The sequence below is a fragment of the Nitrososphaerota archaeon genome (assembly GCA_029785825.1).
Taxonomy (GTDB): domain Archaea; phylum Thermoproteota; class Nitrososphaeria; order Nitrososphaerales; family Gagatemarchaeaceae; genus UBA183.
The window spans coordinates 848894-871946 of the sequence record JAFLYY010000001.1 but is presented as its reverse complement, the minus strand read 5'-3'; the positions used below and the strand labels follow the sequence as shown (position 1 = coordinate 871946).

Sequence of the window (23053 nt, the reverse complement as noted above, 5' to 3'; positions counted from 1 at the left end):
GAGCGACGGCGGACTGAGCAAGCAAGCCTGAACGGTCGCGGGGGCGAGGGCCCTATTCACATGGGAATAATCCTGCCAGTAGTATATTTAACGCCGTGCCGGAGACCTGCCCACATGGCCAGGCATCACCTGTTCACCTCCGAAAGCGTTGCCGAAGGCCACCCTGACAAAGTGGCGGACCAGATATCCGATTCGATCCTCGACGACATCTTGAGGCAGGACAAGAAGGCGAGGGTCGACGCCGAGACCCTCATCATGCAGGGGACCGTCATAGTCACCGGCCAGGTCACCACCAGGGCCTACGTCAACGTGAAGAACGTGGTCCGGGGGGTCCTCAAGGACATCGGATTCAACAACGCCCGAGACGGCCTCGACTGGGAGACCTGCGGGGTGCTCACCTCCATCGAGGAGCAGTCCCCGGACATAGCCATGGGGGTAAACAGGCCCATCGAGGAGATAGGGGCAGGGGACCAGGGGCTGGTCTTCGGATACGCGACCAGGGAGACCGAACAGCTGATGCCGCTCCCCATAACGCTGTCGCACGGGATAGTGAAGAGGCTGGCTGACGCCAGGCACCAGGGGATCCTGCCTTACCTCAGGCCGGACGGCAAGTCCCAGGTCACGGTGGAGTACGACGACGGGAGCCCCCAGCGGGTGGACGCCGTGGTCGTCGCCGCGCAGCACAACGAGAGCGTCGGCGAGGAGCAGGTGAAGAAAGACGTGGTCGAGAAGGTGGTGAAGCAGGTGGTCCCCAAGAACCTGATCGACAAGGACACGAAGTTCATAGTCAACGGGACGGGCCGCTTCGTCATAGGCGGCACCCTGGCGGACTCGGGGCTGACAGGGCGGAAGATCATAGTGGACACCTACGGGGGGTTCGGCGCCCACGGAGGAGGGTGTTACTGCATCACGGGAGACGCGATGGTCAACCATCTCGGGGGGCTGTCGCGGCTCGAAGACCTCAGCGGAAAGGTCGACTCTACGCTGATCGTGAAGACCGACACCCACCCCATGCTGGCGAACGAGTGGTTCGACAACGGCGTGATGAACACCGTTCGGGTGGCGACGGAGGACGGGTATGAGCTGGAAGGGTCAGAACACCAGCTCGTCCGCGTGATCGACGAAAGAGGGAACTACGAATGGAAGAAGCTGGACTCTCTGAAGAAAGGGGACTTCGTCGCTATCCAGAGAAGGAACAGGATCTTCGGGCCCGACGTCGACCTGAGCAAGTTCGCCTATTCATACAAGCAGGGAACCAGGAGACGCAACAGCGTCAGTCTGCCGAAGACCCTTACGGAAGACTTCGCCTACCTCATGGGGCTCCTCATCGGAGACGGCTACTGCAAGAGGTACGACGCCATAGAAGTCTGCGTCCCCGACCCGGAGACGAGAAGGGTCGTACAGGATCTCTCCTTGCGCCTGTTCGGCGACAGGGGGAAGATTCTCGGCCGCTGGTGGCAGATGGCAGGCGTTGAGCTTCGAGCTTATCTCGGATACCTGGGGGTCGACGAGAGCCCCGCGTGGGAGAAGGACGTCCCCGCCGCGATCTTCGGTGCCCCGAAGAAGATCGTAGCCGCCTTCTTGAGGGGTCTGTTCGACACCGACGGAAGAGTCGGAAGGACAGGAAGGCACAAGGCTTCGGCCGACATCCGGTTCGGCTCGACTTCGAGGAGCCTCATCTCGAACGTCCAGGCCCTGCTCCTGAGCTTCGGCATCGTCTCTTCCGTGGCGCCAGTCGGTCGCGAGGGGCACGCGTCCGAAATCGGCGGGCGCAAGGCCACCAGCAGACGTCGCGCCTACAGGCTTCGGGTGAAGGGGGCAGAATCGGTGCGTGTCTTCCAGAATGAGATCGGCTTCGGGCTCCCCAGCAAGCGCAAGACTTCGGCCAGCCTCGACTACTCGAAGAAGGACGACGTCCAGGCGGTGCCGAACCAGCGGGAGAGGATAACCCGCCTCTGGAGGAAACTCCCCCTGGAGGTCCAGAGGGAGGATGCCGTCAAGATCGGCCGCTTCACGCGCGCGTCAAGAGGGAAGGCCACCAGGCAGCTCACCTACGCCAAACTCAGGGAGTTCCTCGACGCCTATGGGGCCCTCCTGCGGGGAGATGACGACCTCGCATACCTCGAATACCTCTACGAAATGGGACACTACTACTCGCGGGTGGACCTGACCGCCCCGTCCGTAAACCACGTGTTCGACATCAGCGTCCCTGGCTCCCAGACCTTCACGGCCAACGGTTTCGTCGTCCACAACTCAGGCAAGGACCCCACCAAGGTGGACCGCTCCGGGAGCTACATGGCCAGGTACATAGCGAAGAACGTGGTGGCCGCGGGCCTCGCCGCCAAGTGCCAGGTGCAGATAGCCTACGCCATAGGCGTGGCCAAGCCCGTCTCCTTCATGGTCGACACCCTGGGGACAGGGAAGGCCGACGACGAGAAGATAGCCGACGCCGCGAGCCTTGTCTTCGACATGCGGCCGGGGATGATCATCAAGGAGCTCGACCTCCTCAGGCCCATCTACAGGAAGACCGCATGCTACGGCCACTTCGGCCGGGACGACCCAGACTTCACCTGGGAGAGGACCGACAGGGCCGCCCTGCTCAAGAGGAAGCTCGCGTAGCTGCGCCCCCTCAGGGGAGGCGGATGAAGTGCGACAGCGGAGGGAGCACCGCGAACACGATTATCGCGAGCTCCGCGATAGTGAGCGCCGCCGCTGCGAGGGCGAGATAGCGGCCGGTCCTGGTCACCCCTCCCATGGCAGGCCGCGCCCCGATAAACATTGGTCCTACGGTCTGAGGGGGAGGAGCGACGGCGCCCTCGAGGGTGCATCCCTGAATATTAACGCCCGTTATGACGCGGCAAATAACCTCAATCATCACCCTGACGCCTTGCCCCGGCCGTCGCCCCGTCTTCGCGTCAACGACCCTTAACTAGATGCACGGGGAAGACCCTCCGTTGTCCGGCGCGAAGCCTCGGGGGCTGACCCTCCTAGCCACCGCGGTAGCCACCGCGGGGGTGGTGACCTTCGCCAGCGCGGCGAGCTACCTGCAGCAGATCTACGCCTTCACTTCCTCGCTGGGGCTCTCGCCCATCGGCTTCCCTGACTTCTATTCTTACTTCGGCATACTCATGGCGGTCGGCGCAGCCGCCGTCCCCGTCGCCTACGGGGTCTGGAGGGGCGAGAGGTGGGGGCTGACGGCGGGGACCTACTTCAGCGTCGCATACATGGTCTTCTATGTCGGATTCGGCTCGTATTTCGTCGCGACCTACGGAGACTACACGGAGCTGCAGGCCGGGCTCCTGTACGTCGTGGCTTCAGGGGCCCTGGTCTTCTACCTGGAGAGGCGGTCGATCAGGGACTACTTCCTGCACGGCGAAGCCCCCCTTCCTGTCCAGGACGCCGCCGCATAGCCTGCCGTAAGGACGCGGACGAGACGGTTCCAGCCTGCGGTCCGGGGCTCAGCCCCGCCTGGCCTTCCTGACGGTGAAGACGAACTTCTCCCCTGCGGAGTCGCTGCGGACCGGCTCCGCCGCCATGTGCCCCTTCCCGTAATGTTCCAGCATCCCGACTATCATCCCGACCACGAACCTCCCGGGCCCCTCCTCCTTCTTCCCCACCGGAGGCCGCTTCACGGACACCTCGTACCCCGTGCCTGTCTCTGTTATCCGCACTACCCCCCACCCCTCCGCCCTGAACAGGTCCTGGATGTTGGCCAGGTCCCACCGGGCGTCCACCCTCTCCATGTACTTCCTGAGGTCTGCGATTGTGGACTCGGCGTATGCCTTCCCCTGCTCGTAGGCCATCGTCCCCCCTGCGCTCCCGAATATCTCCGTGAGCCTGTCCTCCATGTCAGCGAAGGCGCTCGCCCCCACGGTGAGGACCCTGCCGGCGAACATCGCCTTCAGAGGGAACATGAACTTCTCGTACATCCCTCCCTTCATGGGCTCCAGGCGGACCTCGGTGACGAAGGGGAGCTTCTCCACCTTCTTCTTCAGGTCCTCGGGGGACAGCTTCGCGCCCCCCATCGCGCAGAAGAAGACGTTGACGAACGTCTTCCCGTCCTCGTCCAACTGGCCGTGCAGCGACGCGAAGTTCACCCCCTTGTCGCTGAGGATGCCGGTGATCTTGTTCACCGCCCCGATGACGTCCGTCCCTCTCACGAAGAGCTCGTAAACGTCGTCCCCGGGGGGCCTCGTAGCCATGAGGAACCTGGGTGCGAAGGGGTCTGACGACACCTTGCATTCGACTTCGCGCGCTTTGATTTAACATTTGTCAACAAAAACGGGCATTTGCGGGGTGCAGAGAGACGGGCCCCGTCCGCCACGCCCTCCTGCCGTGGCGCACCCCCCCGTCGCCGGCCCGGCGGCGACAAGGGCTTAACTATCAAGGGAGGCGCACTGGCGGCAATGACAGGCTCCTGGGGCTCCTCGGGTTGAGGGTCGTCGTCGCTCTGGGGGGGAACGCGCTCGACGGCGAAGCGCAGCAGGGCGTGTACGAGGTCCAGGTCCGGAACGTGCTCGCCGCGTCGCGGCAGGTCCTCGAGATCGTCAGGGCGGGCCACGAGGTGGTCCTCACCCATGGGAACGGCCCGCAGGTCGGAAACCTGGCGCTGCAGCAGGAGCTTTCGGCTGCGGACGTGCCGCCTCAACCTCTGCACGTCCTGGACTCGATGACCCAGGGCCAGATCGGCTATCTGCTGCAGAGGGAGATGGGGAACGCGCTGAAGGAGGGTTCGATCGCCCGCCCGGTGGTCTCCATCGTGACCCAGGTGCTGGTCGACGCCAAAGACGGGGCGTTCGGTGCCCCGACCAAGCCGATAGGCCCGTTCTATGATCAGAGGACCGCAAAAAGGCTCGCCGAGGAGAGGGGATATGTCGTCAGGCGAGTGAAACCCCGCGGCCGGACGGCCTTCAGGAGGGTCGTCCCCTCCCCGGAGCCCATAGAGATCGTCGAGGCAGGGCTCCTTTCGACCCTGGTGAGGTCGGGGGCCATAGTGGTCGCCTCTGGGGGAGGCGGGATACCGGTCGTCTCCGACCGCAGGGGGAGGCTGCGGGGGGTCGACGCGGTGGTGGACAAGGACCTCGCGGCCGAGAAGCTCGCCGAGGCCGTGGGCGCCGACGTCCTCCTCATCCTCACCGACGTGGAGAAGGTGAAGCTCGACTACGGAAAGCCAGGCGAGAGGGGGATCGACAGGATGACGGCGAGCGAAGCCCGGCGGTACGCCGGCGAAGGGCACTTCGCCGCTGGCAGCATGGGCCCCAAGGTGCTGGCCTGCGTGCGGTTTGTCGAGCAGGGAGGCGCCCTCGGGGTCATAGCCTCGGTCAGGAAGGCGGTCGAGGCGCTGCAAGGCGGTTCGGGGACCCGGATCGTCCCGGATCCAGCCCCGGCGGAAGAAGGCAGAAGCAAGCCCTGACATGTCGTCCTGGCTCGCGGGCCCGCGCCCCGGGCCGAGCCAGCCCTTGCCTATGTCCCTGGTCTTATGCCGCTCCGCTCTGCCAGGTCGGCGGCCCTCTCGTTAGCCTCGCGGATCACGGCGCTTTCGTCGAGGGTCAGGCTCGACCCCCCCTTCACTATGACCTTCCCCTCCACCATCACTGTGTCCACGTCGCTCCCCATCGCCGAGTAGACGACGCTCGAGACGACGTTCGGGTGGGGGGTGAGGTGGGGCTTGCGGAGGTCGACCAGCACCAGGTCCGCTTTCTTCCCGACCTCGATGGAGCCCACGTCCCTCTCGGTCCCCATGGCCCTCGCCCCGCCGACGGTGGCCATCTCGAGCACCCTCTGTGCGGGCATGGCGGTCGGGTCGAGCAGCCTCGCCTTCTGGATGATGGCAGCGAGCTTCATCTCCCTGACCATGTCGTAGCTGTTGTTGCACGGCGCCCCGTCGCACCCGAGGCCGACGTTCACCCCCGCCTCGAGCATCTCCGGGACCCGCGGGATCCCCGAGGCCAGCTTGAGGTTGGACGAGGGGTTGTGCGCCACGTTGGTCTTCGTAGCGGCCAGCCGGCCGATCTCCCTGTCGTCCGCCCAGACCATGTGCGCGAAGAGGACGTGGGGCCCGACGAGGCCGACGGCTTCCGCGAACTCCACCGGCGTCATCCCGAACGCCTCCTTGGCGTACCTGACGTCCTCCTTGACCTCGCCCAGGTGCATGGTGACCCCTGTCTTCAGGCGGACCGCGAGCTCGGCCACCTCTTCGTAGAGGCCGCGGCTGCACCCTCCCAGGGACCGGGGCGCGAGCCAGATCTTCACCCGGCCGTCCCTGGCCCCGTTCCATCTCCCGGCCATGGCCTTCGCTTCCGCCAGGGACTCCCCTTTTTCCTCGACCAGCCCCGGGTGCATTATGCTCTTCTCCCCGCCGTAGCTCCCGCTGTCCATTATCGACTTCGCCAGGGCGCCTCTCATCCCCGACGCGGAGACCTCCTCCGCTATCCCCTCGAACCCGTACCTGGAGACCACGTCCACCCCGACGAAGGAGGTGGTCCCGCTCTTCATCATCTCGAGCAGGGAGAGCCGGGCGCTCGCCCTCCCGTCTTCCTTCGAGAAGTTCCCCTGCATCGGCCAGACCCGCTCCCTCAGCCACCCGATCAGAGACAGGTCGTCCGCGTACCCCCTGATCAGGCTCTGGGCCAGGTGCAGGTGCGTGTCCACGAGGCCCGGTATCACCGCCATCCCCCGGGCGTCTATCTTCTCCTCTGCCCCCTTCCCTCCGACCGACCCCCTCGGCCCCACCGCCGCGACCTTCCCGTCCTCCACGAGCACGGAGGCGTCCTCCAGCGTCCTGCGGGCGCGGTCCATGGTCACCACGGTCCCTCCTTCTATCAGCACCGAACCCAAGGCGGGGGCCCCCGCTCCTTCACAATCTAAGGGTTCTCACCGGGGGACGAACGGCTCCACGAACCGCCGGCCGTCCACGTCGTATATGCCCTTGTCCGTGATCCTCGCGTGAGGTATGACGGACAGCGTCAGGAGCGCCACCACCGGCATGTAGGGGTGGTCTATGACCCCCATCTTCTCGAACGCCGACCTCAGCCCCCGCATCTTCTTCGAGACCGGGCCCAGCCCCTCCTCCGACATCAGCCCGGCCACGGGGAGGTCTACGAACGCGAGGGGTCTCGAGTCGACTGCGGCGATCCCGCCCTTCCCCCTCGCGACCCTCTCCGCGGCGGCCTGCATGTCCCTCTGGTCCTTCCCCATCACGACCAGGTTGTGCCCGTCGTGGGCTATCGACGAGGCGATGGCGCCGCTCCTCATGAGGTTCCTGGCGAAGCCGAAGGAGCGCCGCTTGACGCCCCGGTGCCTGTCGAAGACCAGCACCGCCGCCAGGTCGCCGAGCTTCAGGACGCCCCCCTCCGCCCTCACCTCGACCCTGGTCAGGGTGGTGAGGACCGACTTCATGAAGGCCTCGGCGGGGTCCTTGGGCCTACGGAGCAGGCCGAAGTCTATGGCGTTGACCGTCACCGCCCCGTCCGCTACCGGAGGCTTCACCACGAAGTCGTCGGGGCCGAGCGTCCCCGTCTTCATCGTGTCCAGGGCCCTCCTGTCGAAGGGCCTGGGGGTCCGGTGTGACAGCATCTTCCCTCCCTTCGCGACCAGGGCGCCATCCGAGACCACGGCCTGGACCCTGAGCTTCTTCAGGTCGTCGACGAGGACCACGTCGGCCGCCTTCCCCGGGGACAGCGCTCCCAGATGGGGCATCCTGACGTGCTGCGCGGGCCTGAGCGTGCAGCTCCTGATCGCCTCGATGGGGTCCATCCCCGCCTCTATGAACGACCTGCAGCTGTAGTCCAGGTGGCCAAGGCGCTCCAGGTTGTCGGGCATCACGTCGTCCGTGACCAGGATGACGTTCCAGGGCGCGGGGAGCCCCTTCAGGGCGGCGACGAACCTCTTGGTGTTCGCCACGTACGGCGGCCGGAGCTTCACGTACATCCCGGCGCGGAGCTTCTCCAGCATCGACTCCACGGTGAAGTTCTCGTGGTCCGAGTCGGGGCCGGCGGCCATGTAACCCGAAAGCTCCCGGCCGGAGAGCAGGGGGCTGTGGCCGTCGGTGAACAGCCCGCCCCTCCTACCGATCTCCAGTATCTCCTCCATCTTGGGGGTCATGGCGAGCACGGCGTCGAAGTCCATCACCTCTCCCAGGCCTGCGACCCCTTCCCAGGAGACCATCTCCTCGATGTCGGCGGGGGATATCTCGGCCCCCGACGTGGCCGCCGGGGACTCGGGGACGCAGGTGGGCGCCAGGAAGTACAGCTTCATCGGGAGCCCCTTCGCGTTATCCACCATCATCCTCACCCCCTCCTTGCCGAGGACGTTGGCGATCTCGTGGGGGTCGGCGACCGCCGTGGTCGTCCCGTGGGGGATGACAGCTTCCGCGAACCTCGCCGGGGTCAGCATCGTGCTCTCCACGTGCAGGTGGGTGTCTATGAAGCCGGGGATGGCGTAGGCCCCCCTGGCGTTGACGACCTCCGCGGCAGGCGGCGCCTTCCCGTCGGCGCCGACGTAGACTATCCTGTCCCCGTAGGAACCTATGGAAGCCGGGTAGATCTCCCCGGTGTTCACGTTGACGAGGTTCGCGCCCTCGATCAGCAGCGTCAGCGGGCGCTTCCCCAGGGCCGCTTCCACATACTCGCGCACCCCGACGGTCATTGACGGCCGCTCTAGCCAGGACCTAATAAGCCTCGTGCGGTTCCGGGGCGCCGTCGGCCGCCGCCCTCTTCAGCGCCTCTGCCTGCTGCAGGTACCCGGTGCATCTGCAGAGGTTCCCTGACATCAGGCGCCTGATTTCGCCGTCGGAGGCCCGGGGCGCGTGCTCGAGTATCCATGACAGCGTCACGATCATCCCTGGGATGCAGTAACCGCACTGGACGGCGTCCATCGCGGCGAAGGCCTGCTGGACGGGGTTGGGTCGTGACTTCGTCCCGAGCCCCTCGACCGTGACCACGTCCCGGCCGTCGACCTGGGGGGCGAGGACGAGGCAGGACGTCACAGGCTTGTCGTCCATCAGGACGGTGCACGCTCCGCACTCGCCGGTGTCGCACCCCTTCTTCACGCCCGTCTTCTCCGCCACGTCGTGCAGGTAGTCGCAGAGCGTCTGGTTCGGCTCGATCTCAGCGGCCACGTCCTCGCCGTTCAGCCTGAACCTAACCTTGACCTCGCCCGTCATGCGGCGCCCGCCTCCGAGAGGAGCCCGTCGATGAGCCTCCTGGTGAGCACGAAGACCAGGCGCTTCCTGTAGGCGGCGCTGGCCCTTATGTCGGTTATCGGCCTTGCCTCTTCCGCGGCGAGCGCCGCGACCTCCTCGGCCTTCTCCGCCGTGGCACCGCTCTCCGTCATCAGCTTGGAGCTCCTTTCCGCGAGCACGGGGGTGGGCGCGACGGCCCCCAGCGCCACCCTGCTCTCCCCGAACCTTCCGTCCGCGATGGACGCCGAGACCGCCACCGAGACGGTGGACAGCGCGTTCTCGTTCCTTACGGCCGCCCTCGCCCAGGCGCTCGAGACCCCCTCCCGCGCCGGCACGACGACCTCGGCCGCTATCTCCCCTCCGTGGAGGGCGTTCTTCTTGACCCCGGTGAAGAAGGCCTCGACCGGGATCGTCCTCTCGCCCGACCTGCTCAAGAGCTTCACGCGCGCCCCCAGGGCTATCAGAGGGGGGGCCGAGTCTCCTGCCGGGGAGGCCGTGGCGAGGTTGCCGCCGACCGTGGCCAGGTTCCTGATCTGCAGGGTCCCCACGTTTGCCGCGGCTGTCTTCAGCGCCGTCGCGAACCTGTCGACCAGCGGGCTGGCCTCTATCTCCGCGAACGTCGTCAGGGCGCCGATGCGCAGCGTCTCCCCGTCCTTCCGTATCCCTCCCAGCTCCCTGCCGAGGCGGCTGATGTCGACGACCGTCTCCGGCGCCGTCGTCCGCTCCTTCAGGGCTATCATGGCGTCTGTCCCGCCCGCTATGACAACCGACCCCTTCCCCTCGCCGTCCAGGGCTTCCAGCAGCTCTGCGACGCTCTTCGGCGCCAGGTACCGGAAGCTCGGGAAGGGGGCCAGGTACTGGAACGGCCTCATCCCCGCCGCCTCCCCGCCTCCTCGATGGCGTCCGAGACTCTCTCGGGGGTGAACGGGAATCTGCGGATAGGGAACCCGAGCGCGTCGTAAAGCGCGTTGGCGACCGCCCCGGCCACGGGCTCGAGCCCCCCCTCTCCGATCCCCTTCGCCCCGAACGGACCGAACTCGTCGGGCTCCTCGACCACCAGGACCTTGACGTCGGGGACGTCGGCCGCGGTGGGGATGTGGTAGTCGAGGAACGTCTTGTTCCTTATCACCCCGTCTTTCAGGATGAGCTCCTCCATCAGGGCGTAGCCCAGCCCCTGCGCCACCCCTCCGATGACCTGGCTCTCGAACTGGTCCCGCGTTATGACCTTCCCGGACTCGTGGGCCGCGGTGTAGTTCACCACGTCCACCTTCCCCGTCTCCACGTCCACCTCGACCTCGGCCACGTGGACGGCGAAGCAGTAGGACGGCGCCAGGTCTCCGCGGCCGGCTTCCTTGTCCCAGAACGGCATCGGCTTCACCACCCTCCCTTCTTCGCTCAGCTTCATCCCTCTCCTGAAACACTCGGAGACGACGTCGTCGAACGTCGCTTCTCTGCCCCGGCCCCTGACTACGTCGTCCTCGAAGACAAGTTCCCCGGCGGAGGAGGAGAGCATCTCGGACGCGGCCTTCGACAGCGTCTCCCTGATCTTCTCCGCCGCGAGGAGGACCGCCTTCCCTCCGAAGACAGTGCTCCGGGAAGCCACGGTGGGACCGGTGTCGGGGACCAGGTCCGTGTCGGGGTTCTGGATCGACACCCTCTCCGGGCTCGTCCCGAGCGCCTTCGAGACTATGCGGACGAAGCCGGTGTGGATCCCCTGCCCGTACTCGGTCAGGCTCGTCTTCACTATCACGCGCCCGTCGGACGCGACCTCGACCGACGCCGTCGCCGCGTCGGCCTCCCCCGTGAGCCCCTCAGGGTGGATCGCGCAAGCCATCCCGACCCCGCGCCTCTTCGCGCCCGTCCCCCGGCCGGCCGTGCGCCTTCTCTCCCACCCGGACGCGGCCCTCGCCTGAACTAGGCACTCCTCCAGCCCGACCCCGCCAGTCAGGGTCTGCCCCGTGGGCGTGGCCGACCCCCTCCTGAGGATGTTGCGGAGCCTGAACTCGGCAGGGTCCATCCGGAGCTTCTCCGCCGCTTCGTCCATCTGCAGCTCCGCCGCGAAGACCGCCTGCGGCTTCCCGAACCCTCGGAAGGCGCCCATGGGGACGTTGTTGGTGTAGACCACCGAGCCGTCCACGTGCACGTTAGGCACCTCATACGGGCCGGCCGCCACGGTGGTGGCCACGAAGAGCACGCGTTCGCTCAGCGAGGCGTAGGCTCCGCCGTCGGAGAGTATGCTGGCCCTGACCGCCGTTATCTTGCCGCCGGAAGTGACACCCATCTCCCTCTCGAAGACCATCGGGTGGCGCTTGGGATGGAACGCCGTCGACTCCTTCCTGGAGAACGCCAGGAAGACGGGCTTCTTGGTCAGCCAGGCGCCGAGGGCCGCCATCGAGCAGACCTCGTCAGGTGCGTCCTGCTTCCCTCCGAACCCGCCCCCGGTGGGCGCCTGTATGACGCGGACGTCGGGCGCCGCGCCCCCCAGCACTGTCGCGACGGCCTTCTTCACCATGAACGGGTTCTGCATGGACCCCAGGACCGTGACCCCTTTGCTGCGCGGATAGGCCAAGGCCGCCTCCGTCTCGAGGTACGCCTGCTCCTGGACCGGCGTGCTGTAGGTCCCGCGCAGCACGAAGTCCGCCTCAGCGAGGGCCTTCGCCGCGTCCCCCCTCCTGACCAGCTGCCTCGCGGTCAGGTTCCCCCCGGGGTGTATCGCCGGAGCGCCTTCACGGAGCGCTTCGCGGGGGTCGAGGACGGCCGGGAGCTCCTCGTATCCGACCTTCACCTCCCTCACCCCGAGCTCTGCAGACTCCGGGGCGTCGGCCACCACGAGCGCGACCGAGTCCCCCACGAACCTGACCTTGTCGTGGCAGAGCAGGGGCCTGTCCGGGACCACATACCCGATGTAGTTCGAGCCGGGGACGTCCCTGGCCGTCACGACCCTGACGACCCCCTGGACCTTCTCCGCCGCCGAGCCGTCGATGTGCCTTATCAGGGCGTGGGGGTGCGGGGACCTGACCACCCTGACGTAGAGAGCTTCCTCGTGGACGTTGTCACCCGTGTACTTCGTCTCGCCTGCGGCTTTCTCCAGCGCGTCGAGCCGGGTGGTGGCCACGGGCGGACGGCGGGGGGCTTTGAGCTCTTGAACCGCCAAGGCGGGCCGCGCGGCCCCGCAGAGTTTTAAATCCTACTGGATCTTATCGTGTAATCTAGGAAACGTGCTTTAGAACCTCTATCCGTTTCGCTCCGTCAAGCGCTGCTCTCATGATCGACTCGAAGTGCGTCGAGCACGCGTCGACGAACACCCTGTTGTTGGTCCAGATCACGACGTGGTCTTCGATGGACTCGGTCGGCGGCGTCCCTCCCATGAATACCTCTGACTGGTCTATGATCAGGTATCTGAACGAAGGCGTCAACCCGTCCGCATGCAAGAACGGGACCTTGCGGTAGTACTGTTCAGCGGTTCTGAGATTCTGCTCAGTTATCTCTGATATGATCGTCACGTCGACTCTCCGCGCGGCGGCGGACTCTGCGTCCGAGAGTTCTCTGAAGTGCGTACTCAGAGTGTAGGCTGGGACAACCTTAATCACCCTGGTCTTTGCCCGACGGATCGCGTCAGCCCACCGGTTGAAGACCAGGCTCCCCGATACCAACCTGAAGAAGCTCTCCTCATCCGCGGTGCCCCTGTTGCGCTTGGAGTCCTCGAGCAGCCTGGTGAGGGCTTCGCTCTCTCTCTTCAGGTTCTGAAGCTCGGTCTCTTTTGCGTCGAGAAGGGTCCGTAGCGCCTTCTTCGGCGCGACGGCCAAGAAGTAGTCGTTCCGGCCAAGCTCCACCTCGACCAGCCCTAGCCTCCTCAGCGAGTGGAGGACCCTGCGAGCGTCTGACACAGATATCCCGATCGTCTGAGCCATCGACGTGGAGGTCTCTTTGCCGCTCCGGGCGAGCGCAACGTACGCCTCCGCCTGAAGCGGAGAAAGGCCGAACGATATCAGGTCGTCAACAACTTGGCTTTGCGTCACGCCAGTTCGACCCTCGTTGCTCCGTCATGACCTTGATTTATGGCGAGCGGCGATGCGGCCGAGGCTGCTCCGGGCGCTGACCGGCAGAGATTCACATAGCTGCGCTAATTCGCTGCTAGACGGTCCTGCAGTTGATATGCCTCTTGTCACTCCTGCGTCAAGAAGGCAAGCGCGGACGAGGCCCCGGCCTGACCCGGCGCGGTCGCCATTTAGTGGCATGCTACTAAGGGCCCGACCTGAAGCAGGTCCGAGGGCATTCGCGAGCCGCGGGCCCCGGAAATCTGGACCGAGGAGGGCGCGACCTCAGGCATCTGGAAGCGCGGCGGACCACCCGTGGCCCTGCGACGGTGATGCTACGCGACCCGGGTCCTCTTGTAGCTCAGCAGCTCGTCAATCAGTTGGTGAACGGCTATGCGCTTGCTCAGAAGGATCTTCTTCAACGCGTCGCTCCTCGCCCTCTCGTGCAGCGAATCGATCCGGACCATGGACACCTTGAGCGAAAGGATCGCCCTGTCGATGATAAGCGCGTCCGAGTCTTTCCAATTCCGTCGCGTTGTCTGGAGCCAGTCGGGCGCCGAGGTCTCGTTTCGACTTGCGGGTTGGGAGGCTGCGGCCCCGCGGATATCGTCCCGGGTTATCTCGTGCCTGACGGCGGATTCGAGAATCTCTCTCTGGCGCTCCGAGTCCTTCAGCCGACTGATCTCTTCAGCCGTACTGGCGCTCAGGGTGCCGTCCCTGATCACGCTCTTGAAGCTCTCCGGAAGAGAAAGCAGCCGCAGCCTGTGGGCGACGTAGGCCTGCGACTTGCCTAGGCGGCGCGCGAGCTCGGACTGGCTGCCCCATCCATAGTCCTCACAGTATCTTCTGAACGACTCGGCCTCCTCGATCGGGTCCAGGGTCTTGCGCTGAAGGTTTTCGGCGAGGGCGGCTTCGTAAGCTTCCTTGTCTGACATCTCCACCACTATCGCCGGTATTCGGCGAAAGTTCAGTTTCCTGCACGCGTGATACCGCCTGTTCCCTGCGATTATCTCGAAGTACTTCGCCTTGGGCCGGACGACGATCGGCTCTATGAGCCCTGACGCCTTGATCGACTCCACCAGTTCGGCGATGTCTCCTATCCCCTCCCTTGGCTGGAAGGGGCTGGACACGAGCAATGACATCTCGAGCTCCTCGTAGGTAGTAACGTAGCTGAACTCCCCTGCCCCGTGTCGGGCCACGTCGGCTCAGGATGCCGGCGCTCCTCATATAAGGTGACTTCGAAAAGCCGAGAGAGGAGACTTTCGCATGTCTCGACCGGGGACGGCTCGCACGGCGCGGTCCCGACGCTCTTTCTGACCCAGCCCCGGCGCCTACGGAGGGCGTCGTAGAGAAGTCTGCCGAGGGGAGAGGTCAGGAGGCGACGGCGCTGAACCTCTGATGCCAGGGGCCGCAGTCAACTGGTCAACACGGCTCGGCCCAGCAGCTCTCCCCGCCGCATCTGTGCTATCGCGCTGTTGATGTCGGAAAGCCTGAACTTCTGCACGGTGCTCTTGACCTTGCCGGACTTCAGCAGCTCGTAGGCTTCGGCGAGTTCCTCATAGGTGCCCCATATGCTCCCTGTGATCAGGGACTCCGAGTGGATCAGGTCGATCAAAGGGACGCTCAGCGTGCCGCCGCCAAGACCGACATCTACGTAGATGCCGTCGGCGGACAACACCCGCATCGCGAGAGCGGCGGTCCCGCTTGTCCCCACGAAGTCCAAGACCGACTTGACTCCTCTGCCTCCGGTCGCCGAGGCGACCCTTTCTGCGGGATCACCCTTGCTCAGGTTCAAGGCGACGCTCGCACCGAAGCTCTCAGCCAGCGCGAGTCTGTCATCCGCTATGTCGGCAGCGATCACAGTGCTTGACCCGAAGAGCCGCAGATATTGCAGGGCGTAGAGTCCCAGTCCGCCCGCGCCGATCACGAGGCTGAATGAGCCGGGCGAGAGGTGGCTTCGGACCCTCTTCGCCGCCCTGTAAGAAGTCAGACCCGCGTCGGTGAGAGGCGCGAGGTCCTCCATGTTGCCTTCGACCTTCAGCAGATATCTGGACGACGGCACGTACATGAACTCGGCAAAGCCGCCCTGGTATTCGGGGCTGATCCCGGGGGTGAGCGGGCTCACGGGGCACCTCTGCTCCTCCCCTCTCCTGCAAAACACGCAGGTGCCGCACCCCCAGGCTCCGTAGACGAGCACCGGGTCTCCCACCTTCAGTCCGGTGACAGAATCGCCGACCGCGTGGACGTAGCCCGCGTTCTCATGTCCCAGTATGAACGGCAGCGGGGGAAAGCGCCCCTTGATGTCTGGCAGGGCTCTGTCCATCACTGAAAGATCGGTGTGGCAAAGTCCCGCGGCCGCTATCCTCACAACCACGTCGGACCCGGTTCGCAGTTCAGGCATGGGGACGTCGTCCCACAAGAGCGGTTTCCCGAACTCATGCAGCCTGGCTGCCTTCAACTAGAAACAGGCCCTCGACGCAAGTCAAAGATAAATCCGAGCTCTTCCGCGGAGCGGTTCTAGCTCGAATGAGTGACGGCCCACTTAAAGGCGTGAGGATAGTCGACATGACGAGGCACGTGGCGGGTCCGTTCTCCACCATGATCCTCGGCGACATGGGGGCGGAGGTGATCAAGATCGAGCCCCCGGGAGTGGGCTCCCCTGAACGCGCCGCGACCCCGGTCTATCACGGGATGAGCACGTATTTCATGGGCTCGAACCGGAGCAAGAAGAGCGTTGTTCTGAACCTCAAGACGCCGGACGGCGTCTCGATACTGAAGAAGCTGAGCGAAACGGCTGACGTCTTCGTGGAGAACATGAGGCCGGGGGTCTGTGACAGGCTCGGCGTCGGCTACGGGGACATCTCTAAGGTCAACAGAATGATAGTCTACTGCTCGATCTCGGGGTATGGCCACGACGGGCCGTCCTCGAAGAGGCCTTCCTACGACCTGGTGGCACAGGCGCTGAGCGGGCTCCTGAGCCTCTACAGCGACGGTCGGGCGCCGCCGACGGCGCCGCTCGGGCTGGCTGACCTGACCACCGCCATGGTCGCCACGCAGGCCATCCTGGCGGCCCTGTTCGCCCGAGAGAAGCGGGGGGTCGGCCAGTTCGTGGAGGTGTCGCTGTTGGAGTCGGCCGCCTTCCTGCTCCAGTACATGGCCATACCCGTGCTGCAGGGAATGGACTCGAATTTCGACAACCTCACGAGGGCCAGGCAGGTCGGCTTCATGGGCGTCTACTCCGATGCGTCCGGTCGCTTCTTCGTGATCGAGGCGCCCGACGACGGCGTCTTTCAGCGGGCGGCGAGCATACCCGAGCTGAAGGAGATAGTGACAAACCCCAAGTTCTCGACCCGGCCGGCCAGGGCGAGCAACTGGCAGGAGCTGCATCAGGCTCTGCAGGGCGTTCTGAGCCGGAAGCCCAGGGAGTACTGGGTCCAGGAACTCGAGAAGGTCGATGTCCCCTGCGCGGCCGTGAAGACGGTGGCCGAAGCCCTCCAGGACCCGCAGCTCATCTACAGGGGCGGCATAGTGGAGTTCCAGGACGAGGTCGTGGGGAAGCTCAAGATGCTCAATCTGCCGATGAAATTCTCAGAGACTCCCGCCCGGGTCACCAGGAGACCTCCGGCGTTGGGTGAGCAAACCGACGAGGTTCTCGGCGCCCTCGGGTACACCAAAGACCAGCTGCTGACGCTTCGCGGCAAAGGCGTCATCTCATAGACCCGGCCGCGTCAGTCAGGCGCAAACCCTTATTCCACCCCGAGGGCCAGTTCAAAACCCCGGCAGCATGCCAAGCGCGAACTCCGTAGTCCTGCTGAACGTCCACGATGGCTACGCAGAGATAACGTTCAACCGGCCGGACAAGCTGAACGCGTTCAACGACGAGATGCGCGCCAAGACGCGCGAGCATCTTGCCGCCTGCGTTGCGGACGACAGGGTCCACGCCGTGGTGCTGAAGGGGGAAGGGAGGGCTTTCTCCGCTGGGGCGGACCTGGGGAATCCGTCGACCGAAGTCAAGCCGACGAGCGCGTGGAAGAAGCTCTTCCTCAGCGAGAACAGGCTCTTCAAGATGATCCTGTCCTATCCTAAGCCGACGATCGCGGCCACCAGAGGCTACGCCTTGGGATACGGGTTCTTCCTCGCCAATGCATGCGATATCATCCTGAGCGCCCGCAGTTGCAGGTTCGGAACTCCCGAGATAAGGCAGGCCGAGGGGGTCGCAAGGCTGCTGGTCCCGTCCAACGTGCGCAGGAACCTGGCGATGGAGCTCCTCCTCACAGGCGACCTGGTCGACGCCGAGAAAGCGGAGTCGATCGGCCTGATAAACAGGGCGGTGGATGACGACGCTCTTGACAGGGAGGTGTCGAAGCTCGCCAGGAAGCTGGGGCACATAGACCTGCGAGCTCTCCGGATGAACAAGGCGATGGTGAATCATTGGTACGGAGCGGAAAGGTTCGGACTCCCTATGGATTTCGCCGCCCGCCAGGAAGCGCTGCTGCTGGGCTCAGGGGCCTCGGCGGAGTGGATGAAGCTGGCCGAGAAGGTCGGCTTCAAGGAGTTCCTGAAGCTGAGGGACAGGCCCTTCCGAGAGATTGAAGGCGGCGAGCGGGAAGAGCGCCCAGCCCGCTAGCGGAAAACGGTGCCGTCCGCGAGAAGCGGGTCGTGGCTAGGAATCAAAGTCCCAGAAAGGCTTTCAATCTTTCGACAGCTTCGGAACCAGTCCCCGAGGTCGCTGTGGATGGCCGGGGGTATTCTGGGAAGCGCAACGGGGGTGCCGAAACGCCTGTCCGACGGGTGCCAGTTGTGATACATCGGTATGGTGTCGCCGCAGATGACGAAGCCAGACCTGCCCAGCCTGACCGCGACCGACTGGGAGCCCGGGGTGTGTCCGGGGGTGTGAACCAGTCGAACGCCGCCGGAGATCTCCTTGTCTCCCTCGACCAGTTCGACGTCGGACTTCTGCAGGGCGTCCAGTGCGCCGGCGTCAAAGAACGGCGCCTGAGTCGGGAGGGGGTTCCTTGCGAACTCGACCTCCCTCGACTGTACGAAGACCCTCGCCCGCTTGAACTCCCCGATGAAAGACGAGTGATCTGTATGAAGGTGAGTGAGGACCAGGTTCTTGACGTCGCCGGGTTCGACAGACGTTCTCTTCAGGGCGCGCCGAAGGAGCTGTATGGTCCCCTTGGCCGAGTTGTCAGCGCGAGCGGCTCCGGGCCTGAAGCCAGCGTCCACCAACGTCAGCTCCCGCTCGGACCTTATCAGGAACACGAAGATCGGGGCCGCCACCCGGACGTCGAAGTCGACCCCGTAGGTCAGCTCGGCTTTCCACAGATTGATCTCTCCCACCTTCAGGCACCAGACTCCCTGCGGGGGCGGCAATCGGTCACGACCCTCCTGAGAGTCATATAAGTGGTGGCCAGACCCGCCGTCGGAGGGCAGAGGTTGTTCGCCGGTTTCGCCGGGAGGATCTACAAGAAGTACGACGGCAGCGCCTTCGACCTGCTGAGCGAGGCCGTCGCCGAGGCCCTGGAAATGGCAGGGATGGAAATGAAGCAGCTCGACGGCCTGGTGACGACGGAGCTGCCGGGGATCTTCGACGGGAAGGCCAACCTGCTCATGTTCACCAACCAGGTCAGGCAATATCTGGGGTTGAAGGCCAGATACGTCGACACCCTCGATTTTGGAGGGGCGTCCGCGCTCGCTTCGGTCCACAGGGCCTACAAGGCCATCAGGGCGGGGGAGGCCGAAAGCGTCCTCTGCCTCATCGGCGGGAAGGCGTCAGACGTGAGGGCCAAGGCGGTCACCGTGGACTCCATCGACAGGGCTTACCCGGACGTGGCGATTTCGCCGTTCGACGAGTTCCTCCGTGTCTACGACGACCTCAACCCGGTCTCGGACTACGCGTTGGCCGCATTCAGGCACTCCAGGCTGTTCGGCACGACCGACGAGCAAAGGGCGACGATCGCGGCGCAGCAGAGGCTCAACGCCAAGCGCAACGCCAGGGCTCTGTTCAAAGACGATCTTACGCCCGAGCAGGTGATCGCATCCCCTATGGTCGCGGAGCCGCTCCACCTTCTGGAGATAGTCTACCCGGTAGACGGCTTCCACGCATTCATAGTGAGCAAGAAGCAGACGCGGCTGAGGACGCTCGACATCCTCGGGTACGGCGAAGGGCATTGGCACGAGCTCCCCCCTGAGCAGGAGGACATCGTGTCGACCCCGGCCGTCGAGAGCTCCCGACGAGCTTCGTTCGAAGCCGGAAGGGCCGACGCCTACGAGCTCTACGACTCCTTCACCATCACCACGCTGATGCAGATCGAAGACGTCAGGCTCGCAGCGAAGGGGAAAGGCGGAGAGTTCGTCGAGAAACACGACCTGACATACAAGGGCGACGTGCCGCTGAACACGGGCGGCGGGAGCCTGAACATGGGGCAGCCAGGTTTCATGAGCGGCGGCGTCCTCCTCGAGGAGGCTCTGCTGCAGCTCAACGGCATGGCGGAGGGGCACCAAGTCTCTGGCGTCGGTTCGGTGTATCTCAACGGGATCGGTGGCTGGAGCAGGAGCCACTCGGTCACCCTGGTCCTGGGCGAGAAGAATTGAAGTTGGACGAGCTGAGGAGGGCGTATCATGAGAAACTTGACGCGGACAGGCTCCCCTACCTCGAGTGCAGCGGGTGCAAGCACAGGTTCTACTATCCCAGGACGCTCTGTCCTAGGTGCTCTTCCACCTCCCTGGAGGTCAAGGAGAGCGATGGAAGGGGCAAGATATTCGCTCTGACCCGGATCCAGAAGAAAGACGGTGGAAGGACGACCTACGGGATCGTGGAGTTCGACGGGTTCAGGATATACTGCAATGTACTGGAGAGCGGGAAGGCCGACGTCGGGACGGACGTCCGCGTAGCTTTCGCCGAGTTGAAAGGGCGAAAGTACCCGGTCGCAAGGGCCGACGCTTAGCGGCAGTGACCGCGCCCTGGGCCCTCCGGCGCGGAGTTCGCCCTCTCCTCAGGCGCGGACGCCGCCTCGCCGCTGAGGAGGCGCGTCAACGACGTAGGGAGTCACGGGTGCCTGGGCCGGCCGGCTGGCTTGGATGGGCCCGGGTTCCGCGCGGGCGCTACCCGGATGACAGTCCCGGAAGGTCCATGCCCACCTAACGAATATAAATGGCCATAACCGATTTCGCGGCAGTTGACTTTTGACATAAGTCATGAAGTCATCGAGGAGTCCAAATGGACGAAGGCGAATACCTGGACCTTCGTCTCGTTCGCCATCGGCGTAATGATGCAGGCCTCCTTCTACAGCTGGGCGTATCTGGCCACCGGATGGTACTCGATCGCGGTCACCAACACCGTCTTCAAGTATCTCCTGCTGGTGTGGCCGGGCGTCTTCTTCATAGTCGGAATACTCTTCATGGGGGTGCTGGCCGACCGGATCGGCAGGAAGACCGCGTTCTTTGTCACGATGGCGCTCTACTTTCTGTCGGCGGTAGGCATACTCCTCTCCTTCAACTATTATCTCGTCCTGGTGTTCCTCGCCCTCTCACAGATCGCGGGGGGAGGAGAGACGAACACGGTGATCGCGGCCATCCCCGAGATGTTCCCGACGCGTATCCGCGCGAAGGTGCTGTACCTGGTCTACTCTTTCGTGTCCATCGGCCCCGCCATATTCGCCGCCATCGACTTCCTGAGCATCTCCAGTCAGGTCACTTTCCAGAGGGAGCTCGTCGCCTCGTCAGCGGTGCCGCTGCTGGTCATCCTGCTGGTCAGCAGATACAAGATGCCCGAGTCCATCAGGTGGCTGGAAGCCAAAGGGAGGAAAAGCGACGCAGGAGCGACTGCCCAGAAGTACTATGGGACCAGTCCGTCGTCTGCACGCTCCTCGAACGTGGCGGCCGACGCTGGCGGCGCCGGGACGGCCGCTGCTCCAACCGCGCGGCTGGTCGCGCCGCTGAAGTCTCCGTCGATATCGCTCAGGCTGGTTGCCATAACGTGCATGACGATAGCCAACGTAATCGGCTTCGGCCTGTTCGTGTTCAGCATGGGGCCCGTCTACTTCTCTTCAATCACCTCCCAGATCATCTTCGTGTCGGACACAATCGAGGCTATCGTAACCATCATCTTCGCGTTCTACGTTGACAGGATAAGTCGGAGGTGGAACATATTCGGATTCTACATAGGCACTTTGGTGATGGCCCTGCTCATAACCGGCACCATCTCCCAGTGGTCCACTTCCGTGAACCTGTTCTGGGGGTACGTGGCCGTCTTCAACGTGTTCCTCGCGCTCGGATATGCCGCGCTTAACACGCTGAAGGGAGAGATCTGGCCCACCGGCAGGAGAGCCCTGTACACGGGCGCGGTAAGGATCATAGCCTACACCCTCAACGTCCCTGCCACGCTGGCTCTGGCCTATCTGGACATAACGGGGTTCGCGTACCTGAACGTGCTCTTGTGGGTAGTCGGAGTGGTAGGGGCCGTCATATGGCTGCAGTACGGCAGAGAGACAGGGCACTACTCCAGCGTGACCGTGGCTTCACAAGAAGAGAACGCCTGACACGAGCGCCGGCGCCGTTCCACCTGCTAGGACGACGATGACGCGACGAGAGCCGAAGGCGCTCAGGCGGAGGCGTCGAGCTCTGGCAGACTTCAGGCCTATCTTCCCGGATGTCACGCGCTCTTCAGGGTGTAGCGCAGCTTCCTGAACCTCGAGGCCAGGGCCCTCGAGCGCGCCCTCGCCTCCCGCGCCCGTCCGTCGAGGAGCGCCTGGGCTGCGAGCCCCGCTATCGCCTTCATCTCTCTGGGCCCCATCCCCCTCCTCGTCACTTCGTTGGTCCCGAACCTCACCCTGGAGTCGACGATGATCCCGGCCTCCTCGAGGGTCCCCATGGTCTCGTCCCCCTTCCCCCCCACCGAGAGGAGCACCTGGTGGGACCGGGTGAACCCGCCTGCCGCGCCGGCCACCGGCAGGCCGGCTCCGTGGAGCGCCTCGGCCAGCGCCCTGGAGTTCGCCACCACGTCCCTGGCATACCGGGCGCCGTGGCGACTCACCTCCTCCAGGGCCACCCCCAGCGCGGCCACCCTGTTGAGGTGGAAGTTGTCGACGAACCGGTACGCATACCCTCCGGCTACGCGTTTCATGAACTCCTCGTCGTCGGAGAACATTATCCCTCCCTGCGGCCCGAAGAGCGTCTTGTGGGTGGAGCCGACCACCACGTCGGCGCCCTCTCGGAGCGGGTCCTGGAAGACGCCGCCGGCCACGAGCCCCATGGCGTGCGACGCGTCGTAGACCACCTTCCCCCCAGACGCGTGGGCCGCCTCGGCGATCTCCTTCACCGGATGGGGGAAGAGGAAGACCGTGGCGCCGAGCACTGTCACGGCCGGCTTCTCCCGCCTCACGAGCGCGACTGCCCTCTCGACGTCGACGTTCATGGCCGCCTGGTCGAACGGGAGCTCCAACGCCTTCATCCCCAGGATCTCGGGGACGTAGGGCTGCGAATAACCCCTGTAGCCGCCGTGCGAAGGAGGGACCGATGCGACGGATGCTCCCCGCTTCGCCAGGGCCTCGAGCGCCATCATCCCGGCCACATGGCCCGAGACGGGGACCACGCTCGCGCCCCTGCACCTGAACACCGACCTGGCCAGCTCCTCGCACCTCTCCCATATCTCGTGGAACTTCCCGCTCCCGCCATAGGTCTCGGGGAGCCCCGCGTACCTCCCTGCCATGGGGGACGCGAGGGCGGCGAGCACGTCGTCGCTCAGGGCGTTCTCGCTGGGGATCATGTTGAGGGTGGTCCGCCTGTACCCCTCGTAGGAGGCGGCCAGCCTGAGGAAGTCGCTGCGGGCCAA

At 64.8% G+C, this 23053-nt stretch carries 19 protein-coding genes and 2 pseudogenes; 10 read left to right on the top strand and 11 right to left on the bottom strand.

Features of this window, described 5'->3' with window-relative positions; all coding sequences use genetic code 11:
* Positions 1–114 precede the first annotated feature (114 nt).
* The 4 genes and pseudogenes from JRN21_04745 (at position 115) to JRN21_04730 (ending at position 3410) form a co-directional block, all read left to right on the top strand.
* Positions 115–903 (top strand): annotated as a pseudogene (locus JRN21_04745) (methionine adenosyltransferase).
* 18 nt (positions 904–921) lie between these two features.
* Positions 922–1854 (top strand): annotated as a pseudogene (locus tag JRN21_04740) (hypothetical protein).
* A gap of 285 nt (positions 1855–2139) precedes the next feature.
* Entirely contained in the window at positions 2140–2619 is a 480-nt protein-coding gene (locus JRN21_04735) for a methionine adenosyltransferase domain-containing protein (protein ID MDG6988616.1), read from the top strand.
* A gap of 335 nt (positions 2620–2954) precedes the next feature.
* A complete protein-coding gene (locus tag JRN21_04730) occupies positions 2955–3410 on the top strand; it encodes a hypothetical protein (GenBank protein MDG6988615.1) in 456 nt (151 codons plus the stop codon).
* A 48-nt stretch (positions 3411–3458) separates the two neighbouring features.
* Here the strand turns inward: JRN21_04730 and JRN21_04725 are convergent, their stop codons facing one another.
* Positions 3459–4235: a hypothetical protein gene (locus JRN21_04725; protein ID MDG6988614.1), complete on the bottom strand. Its 777-nt coding sequence runs from the start codon at positions 4233–4235 to the stop codon at positions 3459–3461.
* A 182-nt stretch (positions 4236–4417) separates the two neighbouring features.
* On the opposite strand from JRN21_04725, the gene arcC reads away from it, so the two are divergent.
* Positions 4418–5413: a carbamate kinase gene (gene arcC, locus JRN21_04720; protein ID MDG6988613.1), complete on the top strand. Its 996-nt coding sequence runs from the start codon at positions 4418–4420 to the stop codon at positions 5411–5413.
* A gap of 50 nt (positions 5414–5463) precedes the next feature.
* Here arcC and JRN21_04715 read toward each other — a convergent pair whose 3' ends face one another.
* The 8 genes from JRN21_04715 to JRN21_04680 form a co-directional block, all read right to left on the bottom strand.
* Positions 5464–6798, bottom strand: coding sequence for an amidohydrolase (locus tag JRN21_04715; GenBank protein ID MDG6988612.1), 1335 nt, complete (start codon positions 6796–6798; stop codon positions 5464–5466).
* Positions 6799–6873: 75 nt separating this feature from the next.
* The gene (locus JRN21_04710; protein MDG6988611.1) at positions 6874–8646 is read right to left on the bottom strand and encodes an adenine deaminase; all 1773 of its coding nucleotides are present in this window, start codon (positions 8644–8646) and stop codon (positions 6874–6876) included.
* A gap of 22 nt (positions 8647–8668) precedes the next feature.
* Entirely contained in the window at positions 8669–9163 is a 495-nt protein-coding gene (locus JRN21_04705) for a (2Fe-2S)-binding protein (GenBank protein MDG6988610.1), read from the bottom strand.
* Positions 9160–10053, bottom strand: coding sequence for a xanthine dehydrogenase family protein subunit M (locus tag JRN21_04700; GenBank protein MDG6988609.1), 894 nt, complete (start codon positions 10051–10053; stop codon positions 9160–9162). Before JRN21_04700 ends, JRN21_04705 begins: the two co-directional genes overlap by 4 nt.
* A complete protein-coding gene (locus JRN21_04695) occupies positions 10050–12335 on the bottom strand; it encodes a xanthine dehydrogenase family protein (GenBank protein ID MDG6988608.1) in 2286 nt (761 codons plus the stop codon). Before JRN21_04695 ends, JRN21_04700 begins: the two co-directional genes overlap by 4 nt.
* A gap of 55 nt (positions 12336–12390) precedes the next feature.
* Positions 12391–13200 (bottom strand): Rrf2 family transcriptional regulator, encoded by an 810-nt coding sequence (locus JRN21_04690; protein MDG6988607.1) that lies wholly within the window; start codon positions 13198–13200, stop codon positions 12391–12393.
* Between the two features lie 353 nt (positions 13201–13553).
* Entirely contained in the window at positions 13554–14417 is an 864-nt protein-coding gene (locus tag JRN21_04685) for a ParB/RepB/Spo0J family partition protein (protein ID MDG6988606.1), read from the bottom strand.
* A 215-nt stretch (positions 14418–14632) separates the two neighbouring features.
* Positions 14633–15676, bottom strand: a complete 1044-nt coding sequence (locus tag JRN21_04680) for an NAD(P)-dependent alcohol dehydrogenase (GenBank protein ID MDG6988605.1) — start codon at positions 15674–15676, stop codon at positions 14633–14635.
* 68 nt (positions 15677–15744) lie between these two features.
* Here JRN21_04680 and JRN21_04675 point away from each other — a divergent pair, with 68 nt between their 5' ends.
* Both JRN21_04675 and JRN21_04670 read left to right on the top strand, forming a co-directional pair.
* Positions 15745–16935: a CoA transferase gene (locus JRN21_04675; GenBank protein MDG6988604.1), complete on the top strand. Its 1191-nt coding sequence runs from the start codon at positions 15745–15747 to the stop codon at positions 16933–16935.
* A gap of 67 nt (positions 16936–17002) precedes the next feature.
* On the top strand, positions 17003–17845 hold the full coding sequence (locus JRN21_04670) for an enoyl-CoA hydratase/isomerase family protein (protein ID MDG6988603.1): 843 nt from the start codon (positions 17003–17005) through the stop codon (positions 17843–17845).
* Here JRN21_04670 and JRN21_04665 read toward each other — a convergent pair.
* The gene (locus JRN21_04665) at positions 17842–18594 is read right to left on the bottom strand and encodes an N-acyl homoserine lactonase family protein (GenBank protein ID MDG6988602.1); all 753 of its coding nucleotides are present in this window, start codon (positions 18592–18594) and stop codon (positions 17842–17844) included. The two genes, JRN21_04670 and JRN21_04665, sit on opposite strands and share 4 nt — an antisense overlap.
* A 63-nt stretch (positions 18595–18657) precedes the next feature.
* Between JRN21_04665 and JRN21_04660 the strand changes: the two genes are divergently transcribed.
* The 3 genes from JRN21_04660 (at position 18658) to JRN21_04650 (ending at position 21761) form a co-directional block, all read left to right on the top strand.
* Entirely contained in the window at positions 18658–19815 is a 1158-nt protein-coding gene (locus JRN21_04660) for a thiolase family protein (protein MDG6988601.1), read from the top strand.
* Positions 19812–20168, top strand: a complete 357-nt coding sequence (locus tag JRN21_04655) for a nucleic acid-binding protein (protein ID MDG6988600.1) — start codon at positions 19812–19814, stop codon at positions 20166–20168. The genes JRN21_04660 and JRN21_04655 overlap by 4 nt, the downstream gene beginning before the upstream one ends.
* 231 nt (positions 20169–20399) lie before the next feature.
* On the top strand, positions 20400–21761 hold the full coding sequence (locus JRN21_04650; GenBank protein ID MDG6988599.1) for an MFS transporter: 1362 nt from the start codon (positions 20400–20402) through the stop codon (positions 21759–21761).
* A 113-nt stretch (positions 21762–21874) separates the two neighbouring features.
* On the opposite strand, the gene JRN21_04645 is transcribed toward JRN21_04650, so the two are convergent.
* Complete coding sequence (locus JRN21_04645; protein ID MDG6988598.1) at positions 21875–23053, bottom strand: serine hydroxymethyltransferase; 1179 nt, start codon at positions 23051–23053, stop codon at positions 21875–21877.